At 51.5% G+C, this 22,871-nt stretch carries 19 protein-coding genes; 4 read left to right on the top strand and 15 right to left on the bottom strand.

The features are described from left to right. Nucleotides 1–405 precede the first annotated feature (405 nt). The 3 genes from JOD20_RS12430 (at nucleotide 406) to JOD20_RS12420 (ending at nucleotide 6,025) form a co-directional block, all read left to right on the top strand. Nucleotides 406–942 carry an RNA ligase family protein gene (locus JOD20_RS12430; protein ID WP_204755567.1) on the top strand — a complete coding sequence of 179 codons (537 nt, stop codon included), beginning with the start codon at nucleotides 406–408 and terminating at the stop codon, nucleotides 940–942. A gap of 257 nt (nucleotides 943–1,199) precedes the next feature. Then, the gene (locus tag JOD20_RS12425; protein WP_204755566.1) at nucleotides 1,200–3,284 is read left to right on the top strand and encodes a glycosyl hydrolase; all 2,085 of its coding nucleotides are present in this window, start codon (nucleotides 1,200–1,202) and stop codon (nucleotides 3,282–3,284) included. Nucleotides 3,285–3,889: 605 nt separating this feature from the next. Further along, nucleotides 3,890–6,025 (top strand): sensor histidine kinase, encoded by a 2,136-nt coding sequence (locus JOD20_RS12420; protein ID WP_204755565.1) that lies wholly within the window; start codon nucleotides 3,890–3,892, stop codon nucleotides 6,023–6,025. Between the two features lie 4 nt (nucleotides 6,026–6,029). On the opposite strand, the gene JOD20_RS12415 is transcribed toward JOD20_RS12420, so the two are convergent. From JOD20_RS12415 to JOD20_RS12380, 8 genes are all read right to left on the bottom strand, one after another. Further along, the gene (locus JOD20_RS12415) at nucleotides 6,030–7,283 is read right to left on the bottom strand and encodes a glycosyltransferase (protein WP_204755564.1); all 1,254 of its coding nucleotides are present in this window, start codon (nucleotides 7,281–7,283) and stop codon (nucleotides 6,030–6,032) included. Nucleotides 7,284–7,518: 235 nt separating this feature from the next. After that, nucleotides 7,519–9,108, bottom strand: coding sequence for a glycerol-3-phosphate dehydrogenase/oxidase (locus JOD20_RS12410; RefSeq protein WP_204755563.1), 1,590 nt, complete (start codon nucleotides 9,106–9,108; stop codon nucleotides 7,519–7,521). Continuing rightward, nucleotides 9,108–10,706 (bottom strand): FAD-binding oxidoreductase, encoded by a 1,599-nt coding sequence (locus tag JOD20_RS12405; RefSeq protein WP_204755562.1) that lies wholly within the window; start codon nucleotides 10,704–10,706, stop codon nucleotides 9,108–9,110. The genes JOD20_RS12410 and JOD20_RS12405 overlap by 1 nt, the downstream gene beginning before the upstream one ends. Nucleotides 10,707–10,724: 18 nt before the next feature. After that, nucleotides 10,725–11,420 carry a fatty acid metabolism transcriptional regulator FadR gene (gene fadR / locus JOD20_RS12400; protein WP_204755561.1) on the bottom strand — a complete coding sequence of 232 codons (696 nt, stop codon included), beginning with the start codon at nucleotides 11,418–11,420 and terminating at the stop codon, nucleotides 10,725–10,727. A gap of 638 nt (nucleotides 11,421–12,058) precedes the next feature. Further along, a complete protein-coding gene (locus JOD20_RS12395; RefSeq protein WP_204755560.1) occupies nucleotides 12,059–13,129 on the bottom strand; it encodes a GH39 family glycosyl hydrolase in 1,071 nt (356 codons plus the stop codon). 42 nt (nucleotides 13,130–13,171) lie between these two features. Further along, nucleotides 13,172–13,510, bottom strand: a complete 339-nt coding sequence (locus JOD20_RS12390) for a hypothetical protein (protein WP_204755559.1) — start codon at nucleotides 13,508–13,510, stop codon at nucleotides 13,172–13,174. An 86-nt stretch (nucleotides 13,511–13,596) separates the two neighbouring features. Further along, entirely contained in the window at nucleotides 13,597–13,824 is a 228-nt protein-coding gene (locus JOD20_RS12385; protein WP_204755558.1) for a hypothetical protein, read from the bottom strand. Further along, the gene (locus tag JOD20_RS12380; RefSeq protein ID WP_204755557.1) at nucleotides 13,821–14,267 is read right to left on the bottom strand and encodes an NADAR family protein; all 447 of its coding nucleotides are present in this window, start codon (nucleotides 14,265–14,267) and stop codon (nucleotides 13,821–13,823) included. The genes JOD20_RS12385 and JOD20_RS12380 overlap by 4 nt, the downstream gene beginning before the upstream one ends. Before the next feature lie 232 nt (nucleotides 14,268–14,499). Here JOD20_RS12380 and JOD20_RS12375 point away from each other — a divergent pair, with 232 nt between their 5' ends. Continuing rightward, the gene (locus JOD20_RS12375) at nucleotides 14,500–15,030 is read left to right on the top strand and encodes a TM2 domain-containing protein (RefSeq protein WP_204755556.1); all 531 of its coding nucleotides are present in this window, start codon (nucleotides 14,500–14,502) and stop codon (nucleotides 15,028–15,030) included. Between the two features lie 105 nt (nucleotides 15,031–15,135). Here JOD20_RS12375 and JOD20_RS12370 read toward each other — a convergent pair whose 3' ends face one another. The 7 genes from JOD20_RS12370 to JOD20_RS12340 form a co-directional block, all read right to left on the bottom strand. Continuing rightward, entirely contained in the window at nucleotides 15,136–15,774 is a 639-nt protein-coding gene (locus JOD20_RS12370) for an ABC transporter permease (protein WP_204755555.1), read from the bottom strand. Next, complete coding sequence (locus JOD20_RS12365) at nucleotides 15,758–16,732, bottom strand: ATP-binding cassette domain-containing protein (protein WP_204755554.1); 975 nt, start codon at nucleotides 16,730–16,732, stop codon at nucleotides 15,758–15,760. Before JOD20_RS12365 ends, JOD20_RS12370 begins: the two co-directional genes overlap by 17 nt. A gap of 198 nt (nucleotides 16,733–16,930) precedes the next feature. Further along, on the bottom strand, nucleotides 16,931–17,875 hold the full coding sequence (locus tag JOD20_RS12360; protein WP_204755553.1) for a glycine betaine ABC transporter substrate-binding protein: 945 nt from the start codon (nucleotides 17,873–17,875) through the stop codon (nucleotides 16,931–16,933). A gap of 21 nt (nucleotides 17,876–17,896) precedes the next feature. Then, nucleotides 17,897–18,550, bottom strand: a complete 654-nt coding sequence (locus tag JOD20_RS12355) for an ABC transporter permease subunit (RefSeq protein ID WP_204755552.1) — start codon at nucleotides 18,548–18,550, stop codon at nucleotides 17,897–17,899. Between the two features lie 61 nt (nucleotides 18,551–18,611). Continuing rightward, on the bottom strand, nucleotides 18,612–18,998 hold the full coding sequence (locus tag JOD20_RS12350) for a lipoprotein (protein WP_204755551.1): 387 nt from the start codon (nucleotides 18,996–18,998) through the stop codon (nucleotides 18,612–18,614). A gap of 134 nt (nucleotides 18,999–19,132) precedes the next feature. Further along, nucleotides 19,133–20,242, bottom strand: coding sequence for a S1C family serine protease (locus JOD20_RS12345; RefSeq protein ID WP_204755550.1), 1,110 nt, complete (start codon nucleotides 20,240–20,242; stop codon nucleotides 19,133–19,135). A 232-nt stretch (nucleotides 20,243–20,474) separates the two neighbouring features. Further along, complete coding sequence (locus JOD20_RS12340; RefSeq protein WP_204755549.1) at nucleotides 20,475–22,766, bottom strand: proprotein convertase P-domain-containing protein; 2,292 nt, start codon at nucleotides 22,764–22,766, stop codon at nucleotides 20,475–20,477. Between the last annotated feature and the right edge of the window lie 105 nt (nucleotides 22,767–22,871).

Below are 22,871 nucleotides of genomic sequence, written 5' to 3'. Positions count from 1 at the left end.
CCTCGGCTGGTTAGCGGATAGGGTTTGCACCATCCAGTATACCACCCGAGGTCGTTCTGTATCCTCGGTTTAAGCGTCCCTGTCCGCCCTTAAACACCTAGCGGGAGAGGGGCTTTTGGTTTAAGAGGGGACTTTGTAACCACGAGAATCCCCAACCTGCGACCGATTTCACTACAACTACTTCAGCCTATGCTTAGCAACGTTAACTTTTACGTGTAATGGTTTATTGCGTTAACGATGGATTGCCCCCTAACCCCCGCTCCCGCCCACGAGGCGAGGGGAACCACGAAAACAGTGCTCCCCTCGCCCGCGTTCAGTGGGAGAGGGGGCTGGGGGGTGAGGGCATGAATCTCGTTGCCAATCTAACGAACCACTATATGGACGTTCTATCGAATGAGGTGAACGATGAGTGATGAGTTTGTAGCCTTTCCCAAAATTGCCCGCCTAGCCCGCCAAGTCATTGTGACCGAGAAAATTGATGGCACCAATGCCTGTATTTCGATTAACCAACAGGGCGAGATTCGGGCTGGCAGCAGGAGCCGCTGGATAAGCGTGGATGATGATAACTATGGCTTTGCCGCGTGGGTTGCTGCCAACCACAATGCGCTGCTTGAGCTGGGTGTTGGTACGCACCATGGCGAATGGTTTGGCCACCGCGTTGGCAAGCGCCAATATGGGCTGAACGAACGGCGCTTTGCCTTGTTCAATACCTCGCGCTGGAACGCCGAGAATCGCCCTGCTTGCTGCGAGGTTGTGCCCGTGCTCTACGATGGTATTTTTGATACTGCCGCTATCGAGGCATGCATGGAAAATTTACGCCTCAATGGTAGCCGTATGGTTGCTGGCTTTATGCACCCTGAAGGTGTGATTATCTATCACACTGCTGCCGACATCTTTTTCAAAAAAACCATGCCCAACGATGGAGCTAAAGGCAAAGTCTAAATTGTACTGACATAGCAATTAATCAAAAAGTCGCTGGATAGATATTTATCTGGCGACTTTCTTCTTTAAGATTCTAAAGAAATACTTAAGATTTTAATTGACTCTTTACAAATTTATACTATTATCGCTGATGGGAATGTTCCTGCATTCGCTCTGGACTCTTGGACATTCGCACGTGTAGCCATCGCATCCTAGCTTCGTTCTACCCACGATTAATACCCAACGCTGAGTGTCCTCAATCAAAGGAGATTGTCGCTATGTGGTCGAACCTAAGCCGTTCGCGGTCGTTGTTGACCATTGCGCTCCTTGGGGTCTTGCTTGGTTCACTGAGTTTGTTACCAACGCACACCACCAAGGCCGCGATTACCGCCTATCAAGCCGCCGATCCGAATCTCGCCCCGTATGCCCAAAATGTGCTCGATCGTTTCGTTCAATACAAAGGTCAGTATTGGCTCGGCGGTCAGCAAGAAGTTCACTGGGATAATGGCCGCAAAGACGAAATGTCGAACGCCGTCTATGCCCGCACCAATCCGCAACGCTACCCCGCGCTGCGCGGCTGGGATTTTCCCATCGGCGGCGCATTGCCTAACGATGGTCAATGGATGATCGACGCGATCATCAGCGATTGGACCAACGCCAAAGTTATTCCAACCATCAGCCAACACTGGACACCTCTCGCGAGCCAAGGCACAAACCATCAAGATATGTTCACTGTGGTTGATATTGATCGCATGTTTGTTGATGGCACTGCTGAGCGCAATAATTATCTGATTTGGCTCGATAACATTGCCGATGATTTGCAACAACTCGAAGATGCCAACGTGCCAGTGCTGTGGCGACCATACCACGAGGCTGGTGGCGGTTGGTTCTGGTGGGATAAAGATAACGGCGCGACCAACTATCGCCGCCTTTGGGATGATATGTTCACCTATTTGGTGACCACTCGTGGCCTGCACAACTTGATCTGGGTTTGGACACCTGGGGTCAAAGGGGTCAGCACCGCTTGGTATCCCGATGGTCAAGCAGATATTTTGGGCAGCGACGTATACAACGAAACCTCGGGCAACTACGTCAGCTGGTACGAAGATCTTGGCCGTTTTTCGCAAACCAAAATTAAAGCCTTGAGCGAAACCGACTATATGATGGACCCAGCGCTTTTGAGCAGCGCCCCCTTTGCCTACTTTATGATCTGGCATACCGATATGTTTTATCGCAACACTGATAGCCGGATTCAAAGCACCTATGCCCACTGGGCAACCTTGAATCGAACCAATGTTGGCCAGCTTTGGAATGGTACGCTTGGGATCGCTCCCACAGCAACGCCAGGCACGCCAACCCCAACGCCATTGCCTGGCATCGTCGTCAGCGATTTCGAAGATGGCACGCTGCAAGGCTGGACTGGCTCGAATTTGGTTTCTGGGCCGGTCGTAACTACCGATTGGGCCGCCAATGGCCAACGCGGTATCAAAGCTCAAGTTGATTTGGCCGCTACGCCAGCAGCAATTCAGCTACCAATTCAGCTAAACTTGGCAGGCCAATCACGCATCCAAATTCGCTTGAGCGCCCAAAATGTTGGGAACGGTCTCAACGCCAAGCTCTACATCAAAACTGGCAGCGCTTGGAATTGGAAAGATAGCGGCACAGTTCTGCTTGATTCAGGTACGAGCTTGCTGACGATTGAATTAGCTGGCGTGCCAGATATTAACCAAGTGCGCGAGTTGGGGGTTGAATTCAATGCCTTGACTGGCAACACTGGCACGGCAACGATTTTCGCCGACTATCTGACGGTTGGCGTGATCAATAACAATCAGCCAACCCCAACCACGGGGCCAATCGCCACGGCTACGCGCACCCCAACCCAAGCGCCAACCGCCACTTCAACCAGCATTCCAACCGCAACCCGCACGCCAACGCAAGGCCCAACGTCGACCGCAACCAGCATTCCAACGGCGACTTCGACCAGCGTGCCAACCGCAACTCGAATTCCAACTCAAGTGCCAACCGCCGTCCCAACCAGCACTGGCGGTGCTTGTAAGGTCGAGTTCAAAGTCCCAAGCCAATGGGGTTCGGGCTTCATTGCCGATGTTACTGTGACCAACCTGCAAGCAAGTGCCTTGAATGGCTGGAACGTCAAGTTCAACTTGCCCAACGGCCAAACCATCAGCAACCTGTGGAATGGCACGGTCAGCCAAACTGGCAGCGCAGTCACGGTCAGCAATGCTGGCTGGAATGGCTCGATTGCAGGCAATGGTGGCAGCGTCAACTTTGGCTTCCAAGGTGTTGGTAGCCCACCAAGCTTGGCCAGCAGCGCCTTCCAACTCAATGGCGTAAACTGCCAATAAACTACATTTCAACGCACCAACGACGATCGCAGCAATGGGATCGTCGTTGGCATTTAAGCACCTCGATCATTACTCGTAGACTTTTGTTGGCCTGTACTACGGGAAGAGTTGAGTTAATAATGATGGGCTATTAATCTTGTTATACTTCGAACCAAAGCATGGTTTGTTCATTTCTCGATGATTACTATCCATTTGATGTCATTTAGGGGGTGCAGGGGGATGAAAACCCCCTGCGTTTCCCGCTGGCGGGATGGAAGGGTGGTGAACCCAGATTGCTCTCTAATGATTGATTTGTAATGCTATATCAGGTTAACCACCGCCTGATCCCCTCACCCCAACCCCGCTCCCGTCCGATGGGCGAAGGGCTTTACCGCTGTGGTTCTTATGCAATTCGTCGGTAAAAATCGATGCACCCCTCGCCCGCGTTCAGTGGGAGAGGGGCTGGGGGTGAGGGCATGAATCATGGTTACCAACCTCATGAACCATTACAATTGATTAAAAATCCTTTTTCCGTATTTTAGGCTTAGTATGAGGCAGTTCGTTTTGCACCTAGGTGCTAGCTTGCAGCTGGTATGATGAAATCATTGGCTTATAGGTAGCACTCAATGATTTTTATTCTGCAATCGATTGCCCTCGCAATTTCCATTTTTAATGCAATTATCTGTTTATGGTTGGGCATGACTGTCACGCTTGATGGCGGGCGTGAACGTGGCCCGCGCTTGGCAGCGGCTGGCTTGCTGATGGCTGGCGTGTTCTTTTTGATTCACGCGGCGATCATTGGCCGTGGCCCGCCGGTAGTTGATGTTGGCTTGCCCTTTTGGTGGCGGGTTATCAGCGTGGTTTCGTTGCTCGCACCCTATGCCTGGTATGCCACAATGATTTGGTATACCGGGGTTAGCGGCCAAAGCCTGCGCATTCATAAATTGCTACTGTTTACGATGGGCATTTTTATTGGGATTTTGGGCCTAGTGCTGACCGCAATTTACCCATTGCCCCAAGAAGCCCGTATTTTGGCCTTGAAATTCGTGCCCGCATGGCTGGTTGCCAACTTGCCATTTATCGTCGCAGGCTATCTTTTAGCTTTGATAATGTGTTTTAGCTTGCCAATTCATGCCTTGTTGACTGGCCCTGGGCGGCGCAATAACCTGCCACATCAAGCGTGGTTGCGGGTGCGCTCGTGGCTGATTCGCACCTCATTGCTTGGTTTGCTGGCGGGAATTGTGGCCCTGATCGGTGCCGTGGTGGTCTTTTCGCAAGGCTCCTCGGTGCGCACGCCAGAGGTGGCATGGCTGGCCGATCGCGCAATCGAACTTTTTTTTCAATTAGATGTGATGGTGCTGATTGTGGTTGCCGCTGCCTTGGGTGCTGCTGGCCAAGCAATGGGTGCCTATGCCGCCTTTACCGATCGGCCCTTGCCACAGTGGAACCGTATCGATCAATGGCGTTGGTTGGTGGCGATTGCAGGCGGTTTTGCCTTGATGGTAGGCGTTAGTTCTGCCTTGCAAGTTGCCTCGATCTATATTGTGTTGTTTGCGACAACCTTGGCTTCGTTGGCCTATGGCTTGTTGAGTTGGCGCTATCGGGTTGAGCACGAGGCCTTTATGGAGCGCTTGCGGCCTTTCGTCGGCAGCTTGCACTTTCAAGATCGCTTGCTCGATGGCGGAGCCAGCCTTTCGGCTTCGGTCGAGGGCCTGGTCGAGGCGATTAGCCGCGATGTGTTGCGCGCCGAACGGGCATGTTTGTTGCTGCGTGATGCAGTGCCTGGCTTGCCCAAAGTAATTAGCTATCATTGGGGCCAAACGCCAACCCCCATCCTTGAGCAATTGCCAATTTCCTCGGAACGCCGTACCTCGGGGATTCAATTAAAAGCTCAAAGTGGCGCTGAATGGGCCATTCCATTGTGGGATGGTCGCGGTTTGGCTGGGGCCTTGGTGCTTGGTTCGCCCCAAAGCGGCGCGGTGTATAGCGAAGAATTAATGGAAGTTGCGGCGGCATGCTGTGCGCGTTTAACCGATGCCTTGGCTGGCGAACGGGCGGCGCGCATGTTGGGCGATGTGTTGCGCCAGCGAATTGCCGAAGTTAAAGTCTTGGGCAGCCAAGGTCGCCGCACCTTGCACGACGATGTGTTGCCCCAAATTCACGCCGCGCTGATTCATTTGAGCGCGGTTTCGGCCAACGATCCACTAGCCCAACAAACGATTCAGGCTTTATCCGAGGCTCATACCAAACTTTCGGCGCTGATTCGCTCGTTGCCGCCTGCAACGCCACATCGTTTGGCTCAAGGTGGCTTGGCGCAAACCTTGCACGATATGGTTTTGGTTGATTTTGGCAATGCCTTTGATCAGGTAACGTATCGCGTTGCGCCCGCTGCTGAAGCCCGTTTGGCCGATACGCCACAATTTATTGGCGAAGTAATTAGCTATGCCTTGCAAGAAACATTGCGCAATGCAGCCCGCCATGCTCGTGGCAACGACCCACGCCGCCACTTGAATCTCAATGTTGAGATCGATTGGCAACATGGCTTGGTGGTCGATATTTGCGACGATGGCGTGGGCATGAGCGCAAATCCATCAAGCTCTGCTGGCAGCGGCAGCGGCCTGCGTTTGCACCGCGGCTTGTTAATGGTGATTGGCGGCAGTCTGACAATTTCCACTCCTGCCCAGGGCGGCACACAGATTCATATGCAAGTGCCTGAAGAGTTGTGGAATTTGCCAGTGCTTGAGCCAGAAGAAATTGCTTGAATGCTTAGCGACCTAATACCCGATGAATCTGATCGATTGCTTGGGCCGTGCCATGCTCAGCTTGAATCTGCTCGCCAAGCTGGGCTGCGCGCTCGCGAATCGCTGCGTGCTTAGTTACCTGATTGATTGCCGCCACCAAGCGATCGAGCGTCAGTTGCTTGCGCGGAATGGGCGCAGAACCCACGCCAAGCTCAGCAACCCGCCGCCCCCAGAATGGTTGATCGAAGGAAAATGGTACGACTATTGAGGGCTTGCCACTACGTAACGCCGCGCCAGTTGTGCCAGCGCCGCCATGATGCACAATCGCCGCCATTTGGGGGAAAAGCCAATAATGCGGCACATCCTTAACGAACAATAGCTGATCATTGGCATCCGTCGTTTCACCTAAAGCTCCCCAACCGCCAGCTAAAATTCCCCGTTGGCCAGTGCGTGCTAAGGCCTCGCTCACAAGTTTGGTTAATTTCTGTGGATCGCCGCCCATCATGCTGCCAAAGCCAATATAAATCGGCGCAGGCCCAGCAGCGAGAAAATCGGTTAGTTCAGCTGGTGGCGACCAGTCGCTAGGCGGCGGCAGAAACCAAAAGCCTGTAACTTGGTGTTGAGCGGGCCAGTCGTTTGGGCGAGGCATCACATAGTTGCTATAGCCATGCAATCGCAAGGCAACCTGCCCACGAATTTTGGCAAATGGGCTGCTGAAGCCATACGCTGGCAAACCAAGTACCTGCGTTCGCACCCGATTGACGGTAGGTCGGAAAATTTGCCAAAAAATCTGCTCAAATCCAAGGTGGGTCAGATAGTTGGCAAAGCCACCAAGTTTCAGCCAGCTTGGGGCAATCGGCGATGGAAATGCGCTGGTGGGAGTTACTGGTTGCAGCACAGCTTCGATAAACGGCACTCCGACTTTTTCGGCGAAGCTGGCAGTTTGGGGACCGGTGCCAATGATGCAATCAGTGCCTTGGCATGCGTGTAAGGTTTCGTGGGCAACTTGCTCAATCAGCTCATTCAGTTCATTGCGCAAGCTTTTTAACAAACGGATCGAATTGTTCGATTTGCCTAAACTTGCCATTCGTTCGCGCAAGTAGGCTTGGATGTCAACCCCAACCGAGGCAAACGGTACGCCTGCTGCTTTGCTCAAATCGGCGAAATTGGCAGGGCCAATCAGCTTAACAGTATGCCCAACGTGATGTAATGCTTGACTAAGCGCCAAATAGGGCTGTACATCGCCCCGCGAACCGTAACTCACAATCGTAATATCCATCGACGATACCTCATGTCTAGGGCATGTATGGATCGGTTTCGCTTGATTACTATGTAATAAATATCACAATCTAGGGCAGGTGTCTAGGATAAAGGGATGAATTGGTTGCGGAAGCAAAAAAGCAGCTAAAACCACAAACGGCTCGCATAATGGAGCCGCTTGTGGGAGAGAAGAGAGAGGAGAAGGTTTGATTGCATTATAGCTTGCTTGGCTGGATTGTCAAATTAGAGCAACATTAACGAGCCTCGCTTGGCAACCCATAATGCTGGGCAATTAATTGTTGATACTGCTGCCATTCGTTGGCCCAGCGCTGCGCATCCCAGCCCAATTCCTCGGTGCAGATCGCCTGAATTTGGGCCTGATAGGCTGCTGCGCCATTTGGCAGCAACATGCCCAAGCGACTGCGCCGCAACAGCAAATCGCCCAAATTGGTCACTGCTTCGTAGCGAGCAGCCCAGCGCATTTCGGCCCATAAACTTGGCAAGCCTTCGATGGCCGCAAACTCATGGGCTGGGAGTGTTTGTAGCATCGCTGGCGCTTCGGCGGCATAACGGCCTAACAAACGTTGTTTGATCTGTGATGCTAGGTTGCCAGCTAAATCAGCTGGCGCAGGATTGAGCCGTGGTGCATGCGGCCAAAGCTTAATCTGGGGCAAGCGTTGGCGTAAAAGCTTCAAGGCTTCTAGCGCAATTAGGCGAAAGGTCGTTAATTTGCCGCCCGTTACGGTGAGCAGCCCTTGCTCTTGCCACAAAACATAATCGCGCGATTCCTTGGATGGATCGCTGGCTCCCGTATCGACCACAGGCCGCACGCCGCTCCACGTTGAAATGACATGGGTTAAATCTAAACCCAAGCTTGGAAAGGCGGTTTGCACTGCTTCGAGCAAATAGGCAACTTCGGCGGGGCTGATACTTGGCTCTTGCCATAAGTCTGGTTCGTGATCAAGGTCGGTTGTACCAACGATGCTCACACCTTCCCACGGTACAAAAAAGACTGGTCGCCGATCGCGGGGATGCTCAAGGTTAATCGCTTGGGCTAGCGGCAATTCGGCATGGGCAAACACCAAGTGGCTGCCACGTAATGGCCGCATTTTAGCTGGTGCTTGAATCTGTTGCCGCAGCTGATCAACCCAAACCCCAGTTGCATTGATAATTGCTTTGGCTTTGAGGGTTTGCTCACGCTCGCTGAGTTGATCGCGCACCACAACGCCCACAACTTGCTCAGCTTCACGAACTAATTGCGTAACTGCTGCATAATTCAATAAGCTTGCACCTGCTGCCGCTGCTTCGCGCAAAATGCGCAAAACCAACCGTGCATCATCGGTTTGGGCATCGCTGTAGCGCAACCCAGCCGCTAATTTGGTTTCATCGAGGTAGGGCGCAAGCAAACGCAAATTGGGCAGGCTTAAATAATGGGCTTCGCTGCGCCGAGCCAAGGCATCGTAGGCCAATAATCCCGCCTGATAAACCCAGCGCTTCAGCGGCTTGCCTTGGGGCAGCCCAATCAAAAAGCCCAACGGCCCAACTAAACCAGGTGCTTCATTCAAAAGTTGTTCGCGCTCAACCACCGAATCGTAGGTTACCCGTACTTGGCCTTGGGCCAAATAGCGCAAGCCGCCATGTACTAATTTCGATGAGCGGCTTGAAGTTCCCCAAGCAAAATCGCGGGCTTCGAGCAAGAGCGCATTGAGGCCAGAGCGCGTCGCTTCGCGCAATAAGCCTGCTCCGGTGATGCCACCGCCAATGATGATCACATCCCATTCTTGCTGTAGCTCGCTCCATGTGCGTTCGCGCCAAGCAGCATTCCATTGCAAACGTTGGTTCATTAGCCGTCCTCATATAATTTGGCGGGGTTTAGCAAACCCTGCGGGTCGAAATGGTGGCCAAGTTGTTGCAACGCGCCAATTCCCAAACTCCCTTTTTCAGCCTCAAGATAAGGCCGATGATCAAGCCCTACGCCATGTTGATGGCTGATCGTGCCACCTGCGGCGACTATTGCTTGGCTAGCAGCGGTTTTGAGTTTTTGCCAACGCGCCATGGTTGCTTGGGCATCGTCGCTCAACCGAAACACATAGGTGGTGTAAATGCTTGAGCCTGTGGCGTAGAAATGCGACAGATGGGTGAAGACGTGCACTTGTTCGTGCTCAGCGGCTAAACCATTGCGCAAGCGATGTTCCAGTTGCTGCAATAAGGGGTCGACGTTTTCCCATGTTGTGGCGGTTTCGACCGTATCCACGCCATAGCCCAGCTCCCAGAGCCGATTACGCAGATAGGGTGCGCGAAAACGCCCAGCTTGCCACGCTTTGCCAAACGTTTGGCCGATATGAACCCCGCCATGCTGCCGAGTCAAGCTCAAAACAGCGTGCCGGCTCAAGGCAACTTGGGCTTTGCTGCCGATGAATCCAACCAATAGCATACATTTTTCGGCCCCAACGCCACGTAATTTTAAAAAGCCTTCTAGCAGGCCAATTGCCCGTTCGTGGCCAGCTAAAGCCAAGTTGGTCATGGTTTCGGTGGGCGTGCTCAGGCGCAGCATTCCCAACGGCACATGGGCTTGGGCAATCGTGCGCGCCGCAGTTTGGGCTTGCTGCCAGTTCGCAAAAAAGATCGCATGCACCACATCAAGCTCAGGAATTGGCCGAATTCGCACGGTGGCCTCGGTGATAATGCCATAGCGGCCTTCGGAGCCAAGCAGCATTTCGCGCAGGTCGGGGCCAGCCGCCGAAGCAGGAAACGGCGCTAATTCGAGCGCGCCTTGGGGTGTTTCAACGCGCCCGCCAGCCCATAATTGCTCAATGCGCCCAAAACCAAGTGATTGCTGACCACTTGAGCGGGTGGCAATCCAGCCGCCAAGCGTTGAAAGCTCAAACGATTGAGGAAAATGGCCGAGCGTAAAGCCCAAGGCTCGCAATTGGGCTTCGAGGTCAGGGCCTTTGATCCCAGCACCAAAGCGGGCCAAGCGTGCCGTTGGATTAATATCGAGCAAGCGATTGAGTTTGGCAAGGCTGACGGTTAAAATTGGCCGCTCGCCTGCAACAGGGTTGATATGGCCTGCTACGCTTGTGCCGCCGCCATAGGGAATCAAGGTTACATTATTGGTGCTGGCCCAATCGATCAACTCGCGCACTTCTTGGCTGCTTTGCGGCAAGGCCACGCCATCGGGAATTTGGCCCAAATCGCCGCTACGCGTAGCTACCAAATCGGCAAAGCTCTGGCCGCGTGCATGGCGAATTCGCAATTCAGGATCGGTGCTAATCAGATCGTGCTGGGGCAAGCGTGATGCTGGCACGTTGGCCAGAACATCAGCCAAGCCTACATCCTGCGGTGCTGTGCCAACCCCAATAAACTGCTTCAATAAGCCTAAAATGCCAGCTTTAACCGGATAATCTTTCGTTTCATCGCCCCAACCATTCCAACGACGCATACTAACCCCTTTGTTCAGTTATTGATTGGTGTTTGTGCTTAATTGTTGCCAAAGCTCGATGCTTTGGTGCATGGCTGCATAGCTGGCTTGGCGGGCCAGTGCCACATCGTGCGTCTTGGCTGCCTGCAACAGGGTTTGATAAAAATCCGCCGACTGTTGCCGCGCCTGCGCTAGCTCAAAATAGCTCAAGGCCATCATGCTATAGAAACCGCGAAAGCCATTTAAAATCAAGGTATAAATTGGATTCGTCGAAGCGATCGTTAGTTGATGCTGCAATTGCCAATCGAATGCTGCATAAGCCGCAGCAGTATCAGCCAATGGCAGGGCTGTTTGCAACAAGCCTACAATTTGCTCGGCATGATGTTGAATTGCCAGCGCCGTATAGCTTGGGGCCAAGTCGAGGCGCACCGCCAGCAATTGAGGCACAATTTGGGCTGGTAGCTCGGCGCTATGTTGCACCAAACTGCGTAGCACGCCTAGCCCGCCATCATGCCAAATATTGCAGACCATTGTTGGCTTGCCTTGTTGTACCACGAGCCAGCCATCACGCGCTAAGCGTTGAATTGCCTCGCGCAAGGTTGGCCGCGTAACGCCCAACTGTTCGGCTAGCTCGCGTTCGCTGGGCAAGCTCGTTCCAGCGGCATAGTTGCCACCAATAATCCGTTTGATCAATTGCGCTTCGCAATACGATGCAGGTCGTTGTAATTCGCTCATATTCACCAACTGGTCAGACCACTTACCAGTTGAGTATAGAGAATTGTGTGAACGCTGTCAAGATGCATAGGCGAATTGATCCACGAAGGGCACAAAGGATAGAAACCACGAAGGACGCGAAGTTGTATTTTTTTGCCACGAATTCCACGAAGGAAAATGATCGGGGGTTAGGAAATATAACAACAATCCACAAAATAAATATTTGGGGGTACAGGGGGCTGAAAACCCCCTGTGTCTCCCGCCTTGAGGCGGGACGGAAGGGTGGTGATCCTTGATGTAACAATATGCTTTTGAGAATCTTATCAAGGACACGAAGAGCACGAAGGATAGAAACCACGAAGGACGCGAAGAACGCGAAGTTGTATTTTTTAGCCACAGATTGGCAAAGATTGGCTCAGATTCATGTTTTCAACCGCCCATGGCAACAGCCATCATTTCTCTGGGCATCTGCGTTAAAAGATCGATCTACGAAGAACGCGATGGCTAGAAACCGCGAAGCTGTATTTTTTAGCCACGAATTGCACGAATTCCACGAATAATGTTCTGATAGCCACAAGCCCTAATTTTGACTTTTGATTTCTGCCTTTTGATTTTTGACTTTTATGCTCTATGTTCTATGTTCTATGTTCTTCATCCTTCTAATTCAGTTGGGTAAATTCCTGCACAGCATAATAAATTGCTTTGGGCGTGCCATCAGGAGCCACAAACGTATAGTTATCAGCATAGGTATAGGTCAAATTGGGTAACGAGAATTGCCAAAAACCGACAGTTTGCATCCATGGCCAATGTTCTTCGGCCCATGTATAGGCGGCAAGCGTATTTTGCACCCGAATTGGTGGCGCTACGGCGTTGGGCCAGCGCGGATGGTCGTTCCAGCCGCCTTCAGTAATATAAAACGGCACGTCGTAGCCCGCTGCTGTAACTAAATCATAAATCAGTTCTGTGCGACGAAAGTTGGTCGTGCTGGGTTCGGGCGCTTGCTCAGCAGGATTGATCGAGCCATAGGCATGCACCGAAACTGCATCAAAGGGTGGTTTTTCAGCTAAACATACTTCTAAAAAGCTCAGATCATTAACACTCAAGGTTTGGGGATCGATTGGCCCAGTCGGGCCACCAGGCGCTAGCCCAGCCAAGGTTATCAGCGCATCGGGCGCAACCGCTTTGACCCGTGGATACACCGCTTTCAAAAGGTTGGCATAGGCTACTGGATCGGGTGCACGGTCGCCCCATTCAAAGCGCAAATTTGGCTCGTTCCAGATTTGCAGCACCCGCACACCTTGCGGCACATAGCGTTGCGCAAACGCCGCCACAAAATCGGCATAAGCCGCATAGTGATCAGGATCGATATAGCGATCGTTGGTGTTGGCTGGTCGCGCCCATGCTGGCACAAAATCGAGCCGCGCAATCACCGTAAGGCCTTGACGTTGAGCGTGGGCAATCAACATATCGCTGCCTGTCCACTCGTAGCTATTGCCTGAACGAGGCTGAATAACCGCCCACGGAAAGAGATCGATGATGGTGGTTGCGCCCATCTCGCGCACTTGCTGCAACGTCCGCCGAATTGTCGCCTCATCCAAACCCATCAGGCGGGTGTGAATGCCAACAATTGGGTGCGTGGTTTGAACGCGAGCTGCTGTGGGCAGATCAAAGGCTGGTGGTACGCGTTGGCGATACAATTGCAAACCGGCGATGCTCAAAACTGCAATCATCAACAAGCTCTTGATTAATAGACTGCTTGATAACCGCATAACTTAGAGTTTTTCACGCAAAATTCGCAGGCCACCGCTGCGCATCGATTCTTTGCGCGAGGTCTGAATGGCATCGACTAAGGCAAAATTACCTGCTGCTTCTAATTCTTGCACCAATTGTTCAATTCCTTTGCGATCGTAGGAGACGACGACCGAAGGATTGGAGATTTGCAGCGTGCCAAAGCCGCGCAATTGAATTTTGCCGCCCAATTGATCAACCAATTCTGAGAGTCGCGCCCGAATAGCTTCGCGCTGTGCTTCAAGTTCGCTTAATTGATCTTCGACGGCGACAAGATCGTTGCAGAGGCTTTTGAGTAACAGTTGATCAGCGGGGTTTAGCATGGACGGCTCCTTCAAAAAAACTGCTTGCGCCATCGTACATGATTCGGCGGTGCTTGCCAACTAGCGCTTGTTGCGCCAGCAAATGCTCAATCGATTGCCAGGCCATCATTCAAAACCAAACTGCTGCTTGGGCTTTCCGCAACATCGACATTTGCGGCAAGTGGCGGCAACGGGCCTGCATTGATTAATTGGGTGCCGCACCACGGGCAGTACCAATGATCGCGGGGCGGAGCATCGCCAATGCTCCACCAGCCGCTACATGCGCCACATTGAAAATGGTGTAATTGCTCGATTGAAAAATGTACATGGCTCATTTATGTTCCTCATCACGTAGGGTTTGCCGGATTTCAACTAATAATTGCCCAAGCATATTTTTGCCTGAGCCATCAGCGCCGCAGCCCCAATAATAATCGCCTGGCGCGTTTTCGACGATTGGTTGATCGCCGGTTGCCAACAAAATCATCCGAATATCGGCATGGCTGCGAAATTTTGCCAGCAAGGCTTGGCGCATTACATCGTCTTTGATCGCTTCCCAATCGCGGCGCAGCGGTTGTTTGCGGCTGCGACCTAAGCGCGCGGCAATCGCTGGCGATTTGGCTAGCCGAATAGTCGTAGCATAGTCAGTGCCAGCAAACTTTTGGGCTTGAAAATAATGCTCGCTGGTTGGCCAATAGTGGCCATCAAGTTTAAAGCCGTGGGCCGAAAAGTTCGAAAAGCAGCCGAATTCTGCCGAAACTGCGTAAAAATAGATCGTCATGATTGTACTCCACCCAAACATTTGCGATGCTATTTTCGCTTGATTGCTGCTTTGAAGCTATCTGCATACGACCGATTTAAGCTGCATCTCGCGACTGATGATGAGCTAGGCATTTATTGGTATGCTATGCTTGAAACAAAAGATCTGCGCAAAACGTCTTAATTACAGACGCACTTTCAATTAAGTTTCTGCTACTTTAACGGCGCACTTGTTGGCGCTAAGGAAATTTATTATGACCCAAGCATTTTATAAAATTTGCCCAACCTGTAGCACCCAAACCCATCCTGATGTGATGTTTTGTACCAATTGTGGTGGCTCGATGCAAGGCAGCCCAGTGCATGGCGCGCAAACGGTCGCCTATCCGCAAAATCCCGTTCCAACTCCGGTTGCCTATCAACAATATGATCAGCCAGTCCAACCACCACCATATCAAGCCAGTTATCAACAACCCATGGTAAGCTACCAACAGCCCTACCAAGTGCCGCATGGCTATGCGCAGAGCGAAAAAAATAAAGTTGTGGCTGCTTTGTTGGCGTTCTTCTTGGGGCCATTTGGGATTCATGGTTTTTATTTGGGCAATAATCAAATGGGGATGATTTTCTTATTGTCGAATTTGATTTTTCTGCCCTTAACCTGTGTGGTAATTGGCTTTTTCGGCTATGCCATAACTGGGATTATCTGTTTGGTGCAGACGGTATTGTATCTGGTGGCCTCAGATGCTGAGTTCTATCAGAAGTATGTTGTGCAAAAAAGCTGGTTCTAAGCAGTTTATGGCGCTGCGGCGCTGCTCGTAACTATCGTATGGTTTGGCTATAATTGGAGCTTGCGCTAGCTTGCAATCGTTGTTGCAATCTGGGCGCGGCTCCAATTATATTTTTGGCGTTAGGCGTTGCTCCAAAAGCGCCAAAAGGCCATAACACACCAAGGCCAAAACTGCAATGCTGATCGTGCCAGCCCAAATCATATCGGCGCGATCGAAGGTAATGCCTTGAAACAGCAATTGACCCAAGCCGCCAACCCCAATCATCGCGGCAATTGAGCTAATTGCAATGCACATGATCGCGGCAATTCGCAAGCCAGCTAGCATAATTGGCAAGGCCAAGGGCAATTCAACTCGCCACCAAATTTGCCAAGTATTCATGCCTAAGCCCCGCGCCGCTTCGAGCACCGCCCGATCGATGCTTTGCATGCCAACCACAATGTTGCGCACCAAAATCACTTGGGCATAGATTACTAAGGTCACAACCACGGTGGTTTTGCTCAGGCCAAAAACTGCAATTAACATAATCAACATTGCCAAACTTGGCACAGTGTAGAGGATGCTGAGCAGCGCCATGACGATGCCCGCTAACCAGCGCACTCGCACCACGAGCAAGCCCAAGGGCAAAGCAATTAGGCTGGCAATGACCAAGCCAAGCAGGCTAATCGTTACATGTTGGCCAAGTAATTGCCACACATCAGCCCGTTCAGCAACCAAATAACTCAAGCCATCAACGATGTCGTTCATGGATGACCTCTGGGTGTAGATAGGCGTGAATTGCTGCCAACGAGAGCAGTCCAATTGGTTGATTGTGCTCGACGACCAGCAATTGGTCGCTGCTGCTGGCCAGTAATTGATTTAAACCGTCGCGCAAATTGTGGCTACTTTCAATGGTGTTGAGGCTTGCATCATAGCTCTTGGGCAATGGCTGAAGCACATGCCGCACCTGAATCAAGCTCAAACGGCGCACCAAATCATCGGCTCCCAGCAATTCGGCCACATATTGGTTGGCGGGGTTGCGCAATAAATTCAAAGGCGTATCGTATTGCACGATTGTGCCTTCGTGGAGAATTGCAATTTTATCGGCCAAGCGCAAGGCTTCTTCAACATCGTGGGTCACAAATACGATTGTTTTATGCAATTGCTGTTGAATACGCAACATCTCATCTTGCAAAATTGTGCGCGTAATTGCATCGATTGCGCCAAATGGCTCATCCATCAACATCACGCCAGGATCAGCTGCCAAGGCGCGGGCTAAACCAACCCGTTGAGCTTGGCCGCCAGAAATTTGGGCGGGATAGCGCTGGCGAAATTGAGCAGGATCAAGCTGAATCAGGCTGAGTAATTCATCGATGCGGCTTTGGATTTTGGGCTTGGGCCAGCCAAGCAACTTGGGCACGACCGCAATATTTTCGGCCACCGTCATGTGGGGAAACAAACCAACTTGCTGAATCACATAGCCAATCTGTTGGCGTAATTTGGTAGCGTTGACCGTCTGAATATCGACTCCATCGAGCAAAATTGTGCCGCTGCTTGGCTCGATGAGGCGATTGATCATCTTCATCAAGGTTGTTTTGCCACAGCCTGATGGCCCAAGCAAAATCACAAATTCGCCACGATTGATCGTCAGCGAAATATCGGCGAGCGCCGCAGTTGTGGCCTTGGGATAGATTTTGCGAACATTCTGAAACTCGATTGTGCTCACACCTGCAACTCCCTTTATTTTGTGACAATGGATGGTGAAAAAACGTTGACTCCCCCTCACCCCAACCCCTCTCCCGTGGCGCGGGCGAGGGGCTTTAACTCTCTGGTTCTCCCGCAACTCCTTGGCGAAAAACGTTGGCTCCCCCTCGCCCGCGTTCAGTGGGCGAGGGGGATGGGGGGCGAGGGAACGCTAATTCGTTTACTTGAGCAAGCCTTGAGCGGTTAAGAACTCTTTGGCCACATCTTCGTACTTGCGATTATTGCCACTGACTTCGAAGTTGAGTTTTTGCATGGTGGCATCATCGAGTTTCGGAGCCAAGGCGTTGAGCAACTCGGCCACTTTGGGGTTGGCATCTAAGACGCTTTGGCGAACCAAGGGCGCAATTTGGTAGGGTGGGAACATTGCGCGATCATCTTTCAAGACAACCAAGCCATAGTTAGCAATTTCGCCATCGGTGCCGAAAGCCACGACCACATCAGCATTGCCTTCGACCAAGCCCTTGTATTTGAGGCCTGGATCAACAGGCACATATTCTTTAAGCTCGAAGTTGCCATATTTGGCTTGAATGCCTGGCAAACCATCTTCGCGCTCTTGGAATTCTGGTGGGCCGATCATGCGCAATTCGCTCGCTTTGGCAGCCATATCCGAGATGGTGATAATGCCAAATTTTTGCGCGCCTTCTTTGGTCATGGCCAAGGCTTGGGTATTGTTCATTGGCGCTGGGTCGAGCCAAGCAATTTTGAATTGTTCGGCGTAGCCCTTTTTAACCGTTTCGTAGACGGCTTTGGGATCGGTTTGGGTGGGCAATTTGAGCACAGTCAACAACCCAGTTCCCGTGTATTCGGGATAAATATCGATTTCGCCTTTTTCCATGGCTGCTTGGGCCACATCGGTTGCGCCTAAGCCAATTTTGCGCTCAACTTTGTAGCCTGCTTGCTCCAAAATGAGGGCATACATTTCGCCAACAATAAATTGCTCGGTGAAATTCTTGGAGGCAATCCGAATCACTTGATTCTCACTGCCACTTGGTGCGGGAGTGCTATTGCCGCTTGGGACGCTGGTACTGGTTGCATTATCGCCACACGCCGCTAAGATCGTCATCAAGAGCGTGAGCAACACCGTTCGCTGGATGAAACGTCGCATGAATCCTCCTGTCCAAACAAACTAAAACTGTGGTGGTCGTACCCATCGCAACAGCCCCGCCATTACGATTTCGGCCACGATGGCCAGCAATGCCACCGGAATAGCGCCAACAAGCAAAATATCGACGCGGCTCATACTAAATCCTAAGGTGATAAAACTGCCCAACCCGCCAGCCCCAATAAAGGCCGCCAAGGTTGCGCTGGCAATCACCTCAACCAAGGCAATTCGAATGCCCGAGAGGATGACTGGCGCAGCTAGCGGCAATTCGACCCGCCATAATTGCAGCCATGCGGGCATGCCCATGGCTTTGGCTGCTTCGCACACTGCTGGGTTGAGCGTGCGAAAAGCAGCGTTGGTATTGATTAATATCGGAGGTAAGGCCAAAATCGTGAGTGCCACGATTGCCGAACGAATGCTCAGGCCATAGCCAGGAATCGCAACGAAGAGAAAGAGGATGGCAAGGCTTGGGATGACCCGCAGAATATTCGTCGTGTTGATTGCAAGTGCGCTAATGATGCGTGAGCGACTGCTCCACCAGCCAAATGGCAAGCCAAGTAGCAGTGCAATTGCCATCGCACTGGCCACAAGCTGCCCATGTCGACTGAGTGCCGCGCTTAATCGCGCCAAATTGCGCGGCTCAAGCGCATACGCCAAGGCCTGCTGAAATTCACTCACACCGATTCCTCTATGCTGGAAACCTCAAAAAGCATACCACAATTTAGGCCAAAAAGTAGCTCTAAAGTGCTTGTAATAAGGCCACTAATTGATCACGCAAGTCGGATAACCCTGCCCGAACTTCTTCGGAGCTTGGCAGTTCGACACTCAAGGCTTGGCTTAATCGGTCAAATTGGGCTTGAATATTGCTGGCAATATCGGGAAAGGCAGCCTCGACTGGCACGCGCAAAGCGTTCCAACCTTGCTCGACCGTGCTAAACAAGGCGCGAGTGCGTTCCCAATCGTTGTTGCGCACAGCTTCTTCGATGCCCGATAAACGATTAACCAAATCTTGGACTGAGGTTTCGCTTAATTGCTGGACTGTATCGGAAACTTGGGTAGCGATGCTACTGCCGGAACAGCCAGCGAGCAACAATACAAGGCTCAGACCTACAAACCAACGACGCATTATCGACCCTCCTTTGGGTTAAGTTACGTCTGTCATTCTAAACCGTGTGTAAAGGGCAAGTGCTATGCCACAACCAAAAAGCCCCTCGTTGGCAAACGAGAGGCTTTAATCCTGGGTTAAGGGCAGATTGTGGTTTAGGATGGACGTTCGGTGAGCGTAATTTGCACCTCTTGTTGTTGGCCGTTGCGCTCAATCGTGACGGTAACCATATCGCCTGGTTTATATTGCAGCAACAGGCGTTGCAACGAATGGCGTTGAGTAATTTCCTCGCCATTGACCGCCAGAATAATATCGCCACGGCTAACCCCAGCACGGCGGGCAGGTGTGCCTTCATCGACCTTGGTTACAAAAGCGCCCTTATCGTTGGCGATGCCAAGCTCGGCGGTTTCGGGTGAAAGCAGCTCGTAGCTAATGCCCATGTAGGGCCGCACAACTTGGCCATTGGCAATCAAGGTATCGCTGACTTCGCGCACAATATTCGATGGCACTGCAAAGCCCAAGCCTTGTGCTTCATCGACACTGCCAATATCACCGCGCACAACCAAGGTATTGATGCCAACAATCTCGCCTTTGAGGTTGATTAATGGCCCGCCACTGTTGCCATGGTTAATTGCCGCATCAGTTTGAATCAAGCCTTCCATACGATCGATGGTGCGATCGAGGGCGCTGACCACCCCAACCGTGACACTATTTTGAAATTTGCCAAGCGGGCTGCCGATGGCGACAACCGTCTCGCCAGGTTTTAATTCATCTGAATTGCCCAAGGAAATGGTGGCTGGCACTGCATCGAGCACCCGAATCACCGCAATATCCGAAAAAGCATCAGTGCCAATCAATTCTGCATTGTGGCTTGTGCCATCGGAATAGATAACTTGCAAGCGATTTTGGCCTTCAACAACGTGATTATTGGTGATGATATAGCCATCTTCGTTGATGATTGCGCCTGAGCCGCTGGCCTGACCGCCAGCCACAGTGCTGATGATTTTGACCACTGCTGGCGAGGCATTGGCCACGGTTTGCACCACCGCATCGTTGCTGTTGGCGACCACTGGTTGGGCAGTCAGATTGGCGTTGGTTTGGGGGGTAGCAGTGGTTGGGGTAACAACAACCGCCGTTGCCGTTTGATCAACCTGGGCTAAGCGATAGCCTGCCACACCCCCAACCATGCCACCACCAACCCCTGAAAGCACTAAGGCGGCAATGATCAAGCCGCCGAAACCGACGGTCCGTTTTGGATTACTCATAACGATTCCTCGTAGCTGCGTGTTTTTATTGCTGCTTGTATTGTAGCAAGATTTAGCTAAAACGCAGGCTAACGTAGGCTAAATGGTGGTTTAGAAAAATGGCTGTTAATCGGGCTTTTGCTCATTCAGTATTTAGCCAATCCTTCATCAAATCTTCACACCGATCGGCTAGAACCAAAAAAAGAACCCGTGGCTAAACCACGGGTTGCTTGCGGCGAACGCTCCAGCTTATTTAGGCATCCTTACTCACCCACGGCAGATAGACCGGAATCAGGGTTGGGCCTGTGGTTGCGCTTGGGCTAGCGGTTGGTGTGTTGCTTGGCGTAATTGTCATCGTCGGCGTATTGGTATTCGTCGGCGTATTGGTATTCGTCGGTGAAACCGTACTTGTTGGTGTATTGGTTGGTGTTGCTGGGGTTGTGCTTGGGGTTGGCGTAACACTTACACTCCCCGTTGGCGTGACGCTTGGGGTTGGGCTATTGGTTGGCGTTTCAGTATTGGTAGCCGTCACCGTGATTGTTGGGGTTGCGGTTTCGGTTGGTGTGCTGGTATTAGTTGGGGTTTCAGTTGGCGTACTGGTATTGGTTGCAGTTGGCACTTCGGTTGGGGTTGCGGTTGGCAGCGCCACACAACCCATAATTTGGAAGTCATCGATGGCAATCCCAGCGAGATTGACACTCGTATCCGAATCAAGATGGTAAAGCACTTTGATCGCTTGGCCTTTGAATTCACTAATATCGTGTAATTGGCGGCTCCAAGCAGTGCTTTCTTGATAGGTGATATTTGTACCAACACTATTCGTCATGGTTGCTGCATCAAATTCATAGAGTGTTTTGGTAATAACACCTGAGCCAATTGAAGCTGTGTAATGATCAAACGAGGCATTTTCCAGTTGATAGCGTTGTTGCCATTGCAAATAGACTGGGCCTGCAACGTTGGGAATACTGATGCTTGGCGAGAAGAGATTGGCAACACTATTAGTTGGGTAATTCCCATCAAGATTCGTCTTCCAGCTATTGACTCCGCTGTAGCTACCGATTAATGGGGCGGCAATTGGTGCGCCATATTCCCATGAATCCAAGGTTCCGCTATGGGTGAAGCCACCATCGTTGGCCTCAAAATCGTTGCTGGTGATAGTTGTCATGGCGGTGCCATCGGGACAGCTTGCTGGCGGAGCAGCACAGAGTCGAATACCCCAATTTTGGAGGATTCCTCCATTGCCTGCTGTATCATCGTGAATTAACAATGTCCATGTGCCAGCAGTACGCCCACCATCAAACCAATCGAGGCGATAATTCAACTCAGGAATAGAGCGCATTCCCGCGACAACACTGAATGATCCAATTGGAATCGCCGCTTCATCATCTAAATCAAGATTCATTGTGGTTTGGCTATTTGCGCCAATATCGGTAAAGAGGCCAACAACATTGCCATCTGGCCCTTGCAACTGCACATCCAAATCAGGCATGGCAGTATGGGTCAGCTGAATACTGACATCAAGATCGGCAATGATAAAGCTCTCAGGAACATTCAACGTCGAGGTAATGAAACTCGTGGTTGTGGGAATCGTTTTAGGGATATTACTGCTACTATAGGTTGTACAGTTGGCCTGCTGCGCGGCAGGAAACACCGTTACACCTAAGAGATAGGTGGCTGCTGCAGGAATACTGGTGCTAGCCGTTGAAACGAGCACATAGTAGGTGCCACTTTGCTTAACCGTCATAAAATGCGCTTCAGCATTCGGCGAGGTCACACTGCTATCATCAATTAATAACGTAAAGTTATTAAACGTGCCGATTCCAAGCAAACCATTCCAGGTAGTGCCATCGCGCTCTGGGTTAAGGTCAAGGCTGGTAAAAATAGTATCACCAGCATTCAGATTAAATTGGACATAATCAGAATCGGTCACACTAGAGAGGGTTCCCGAGAGAATCCCGCTTGGCGGTAAGATTTGAGCTTCGGGAATAGTATTATTTGGCTCTTGTTCAGCTGTCGGTGCTCCGCTCAAGACACGCACGTGCAAATCGTAGTAGCGAAGCTGGGTTGTACCAGTGCTGTTAACTCGCAGGTAATAGGTTGCAGTCGTTGTGACTGGAGCTGAGCTAATGACCGATGATGAAGCGCCAAAAAAGCCATCATCATTATCAACTTCAATGATGGTGCTGCCATTCGAGGCATACAGGGTTAAGGTTGAGTCACCATTGGTACTCGCCGAAGCTGAGGTCATCGTGGCTGCACTGAGCCGTTCACCTGCCTGCAATTGGATGCTGTAGAAATCAACATCGCTAGCCCAAACATTAGCCCGCACAATGGCACTACTAGCCAAAATCGGATTGGCGGTTGCTGGCGTATTATTGCTCTCCTGCTCTTTAATGCGCACCGCACCGTGCGGAATAGTGGCTTGCTGAATCTGTGGGGCATTTGCGTTACTGGGTGCTGCTTGGACGTGCTTGAACGAGCGAAAACTGCCAGTTAACCCAATCAAAGCGATCATGAGGCCGATAAACCCAATCCGGAGACGCATGCAAACCTCCTAAACCAAGGCTGTTGCTAAGGCAAGAATGTCGGGGATTGGGTAAGCATAGGCTACAGATTCAAGAAATACAAGGGTGAATTAGGGGGAACTGCT

Source organism: Herpetosiphon giganteus (assembly GCF_016907925.1).
Classification (GTDB): Bacteria; Chloroflexota; Chloroflexia; order Chloroflexales; family Herpetosiphonaceae; genus Herpetosiphon; species Herpetosiphon giganteus.
Note: the sequence above shows the minus strand (reverse complement) of the source record. Positions and strands in the feature narration are given on the sequence as shown.

Bases quoted from the DNA above. Each gene is read 5' to 3' on its own strand.
- JOD20_RS12345 (WP_204755550.1), bottom strand. From the start codon at position 20,242: ATGAGTAATCCAAAACGGACCGTCGGTTTCGGCGGCTTGATCATTGCC.
- JOD20_RS12360 (WP_204755553.1), bottom strand. From the start codon at position 17,875: ATGCGACGTTTCATCCAGCGAACGGTGTTGCTCACGCTCTTGATGACG.
- JOD20_RS12410 (WP_204755563.1), bottom strand. From the start codon at position 9,108: ATGAACCAACGTTTGCAATGGAATGCTGCTTGGCGCGAACGCACATGG.
- JOD20_RS12405 (WP_204755562.1), bottom strand. From the start codon at position 10,706: ATGCGTCGTTGGAATGGTTGGGGCGATGAAACGAAAGATTATCCGGTT.
- JOD20_RS12375 (WP_204755556.1), top strand. From the start codon at position 14,500: ATGACCCAAGCATTTTATAAAATTTGCCCAACCTGTAGCACCCAAACC.
- JOD20_RS12395 (WP_204755560.1), bottom strand. From the start codon at position 13,129: ATGATTGCAGTTTTGAGCATCGCCGGTTTGCAATTGTATCGCCAACGC.
- JOD20_RS12425 (WP_204755566.1), top strand. From the start codon at position 1,200: ATGTGGTCGAACCTAAGCCGTTCGCGGTCGTTGTTGACCATTGCGCTC.
- JOD20_RS12390 (WP_204755559.1), bottom strand. From the start codon at position 13,510: ATGCTAAACCCCGCTGATCAACTGTTACTCAAAAGCCTCTGCAACGAT.
- JOD20_RS12385 (WP_204755558.1), bottom strand. From the start codon at position 13,824: ATGAGCCATGTACATTTTTCAATCGAGCAATTACACCATTTTCAATGT.
- JOD20_RS12380 (WP_204755557.1), bottom strand. From the start codon at position 14,267: ATGACGATCTATTTTTACGCAGTTTCGGCAGAATTCGGCTGCTTTTCG.
- JOD20_RS12370 (WP_204755555.1), bottom strand. From the start codon at position 15,774: ATGAACGACATCGTTGATGGCTTGAGTTATTTGGTTGCTGAACGGGCT.
- fadR (WP_204755561.1), bottom strand. From the start codon at position 11,420: ATGAGCGAATTACAACGACCTGCATCGTATTGCGAAGCGCAATTGATC.
- JOD20_RS12415 (WP_204755564.1), bottom strand. From the start codon at position 7,283: ATGGATATTACGATTGTGAGTTACGGTTCGCGGGGCGATGTACAGCCC.
- JOD20_RS12340 (WP_204755549.1), bottom strand. From the start codon at position 22,766: ATGCGTCTCCGGATTGGGTTTATCGGCCTCATGATCGCTTTGATTGGG.
- JOD20_RS12430 (WP_204755567.1), top strand. From the start codon at position 406: ATGAGTGATGAGTTTGTAGCCTTTCCCAAAATTGCCCGCCTAGCCCGC.
- JOD20_RS12350 (WP_204755551.1), bottom strand. From the start codon at position 18,998: ATGCGTCGTTGGTTTGTAGGTCTGAGCCTTGTATTGTTGCTCGCTGGC.
- JOD20_RS12420 (WP_204755565.1), top strand. From the start codon at position 3,890: ATGATTTTTATTCTGCAATCGATTGCCCTCGCAATTTCCATTTTTAAT.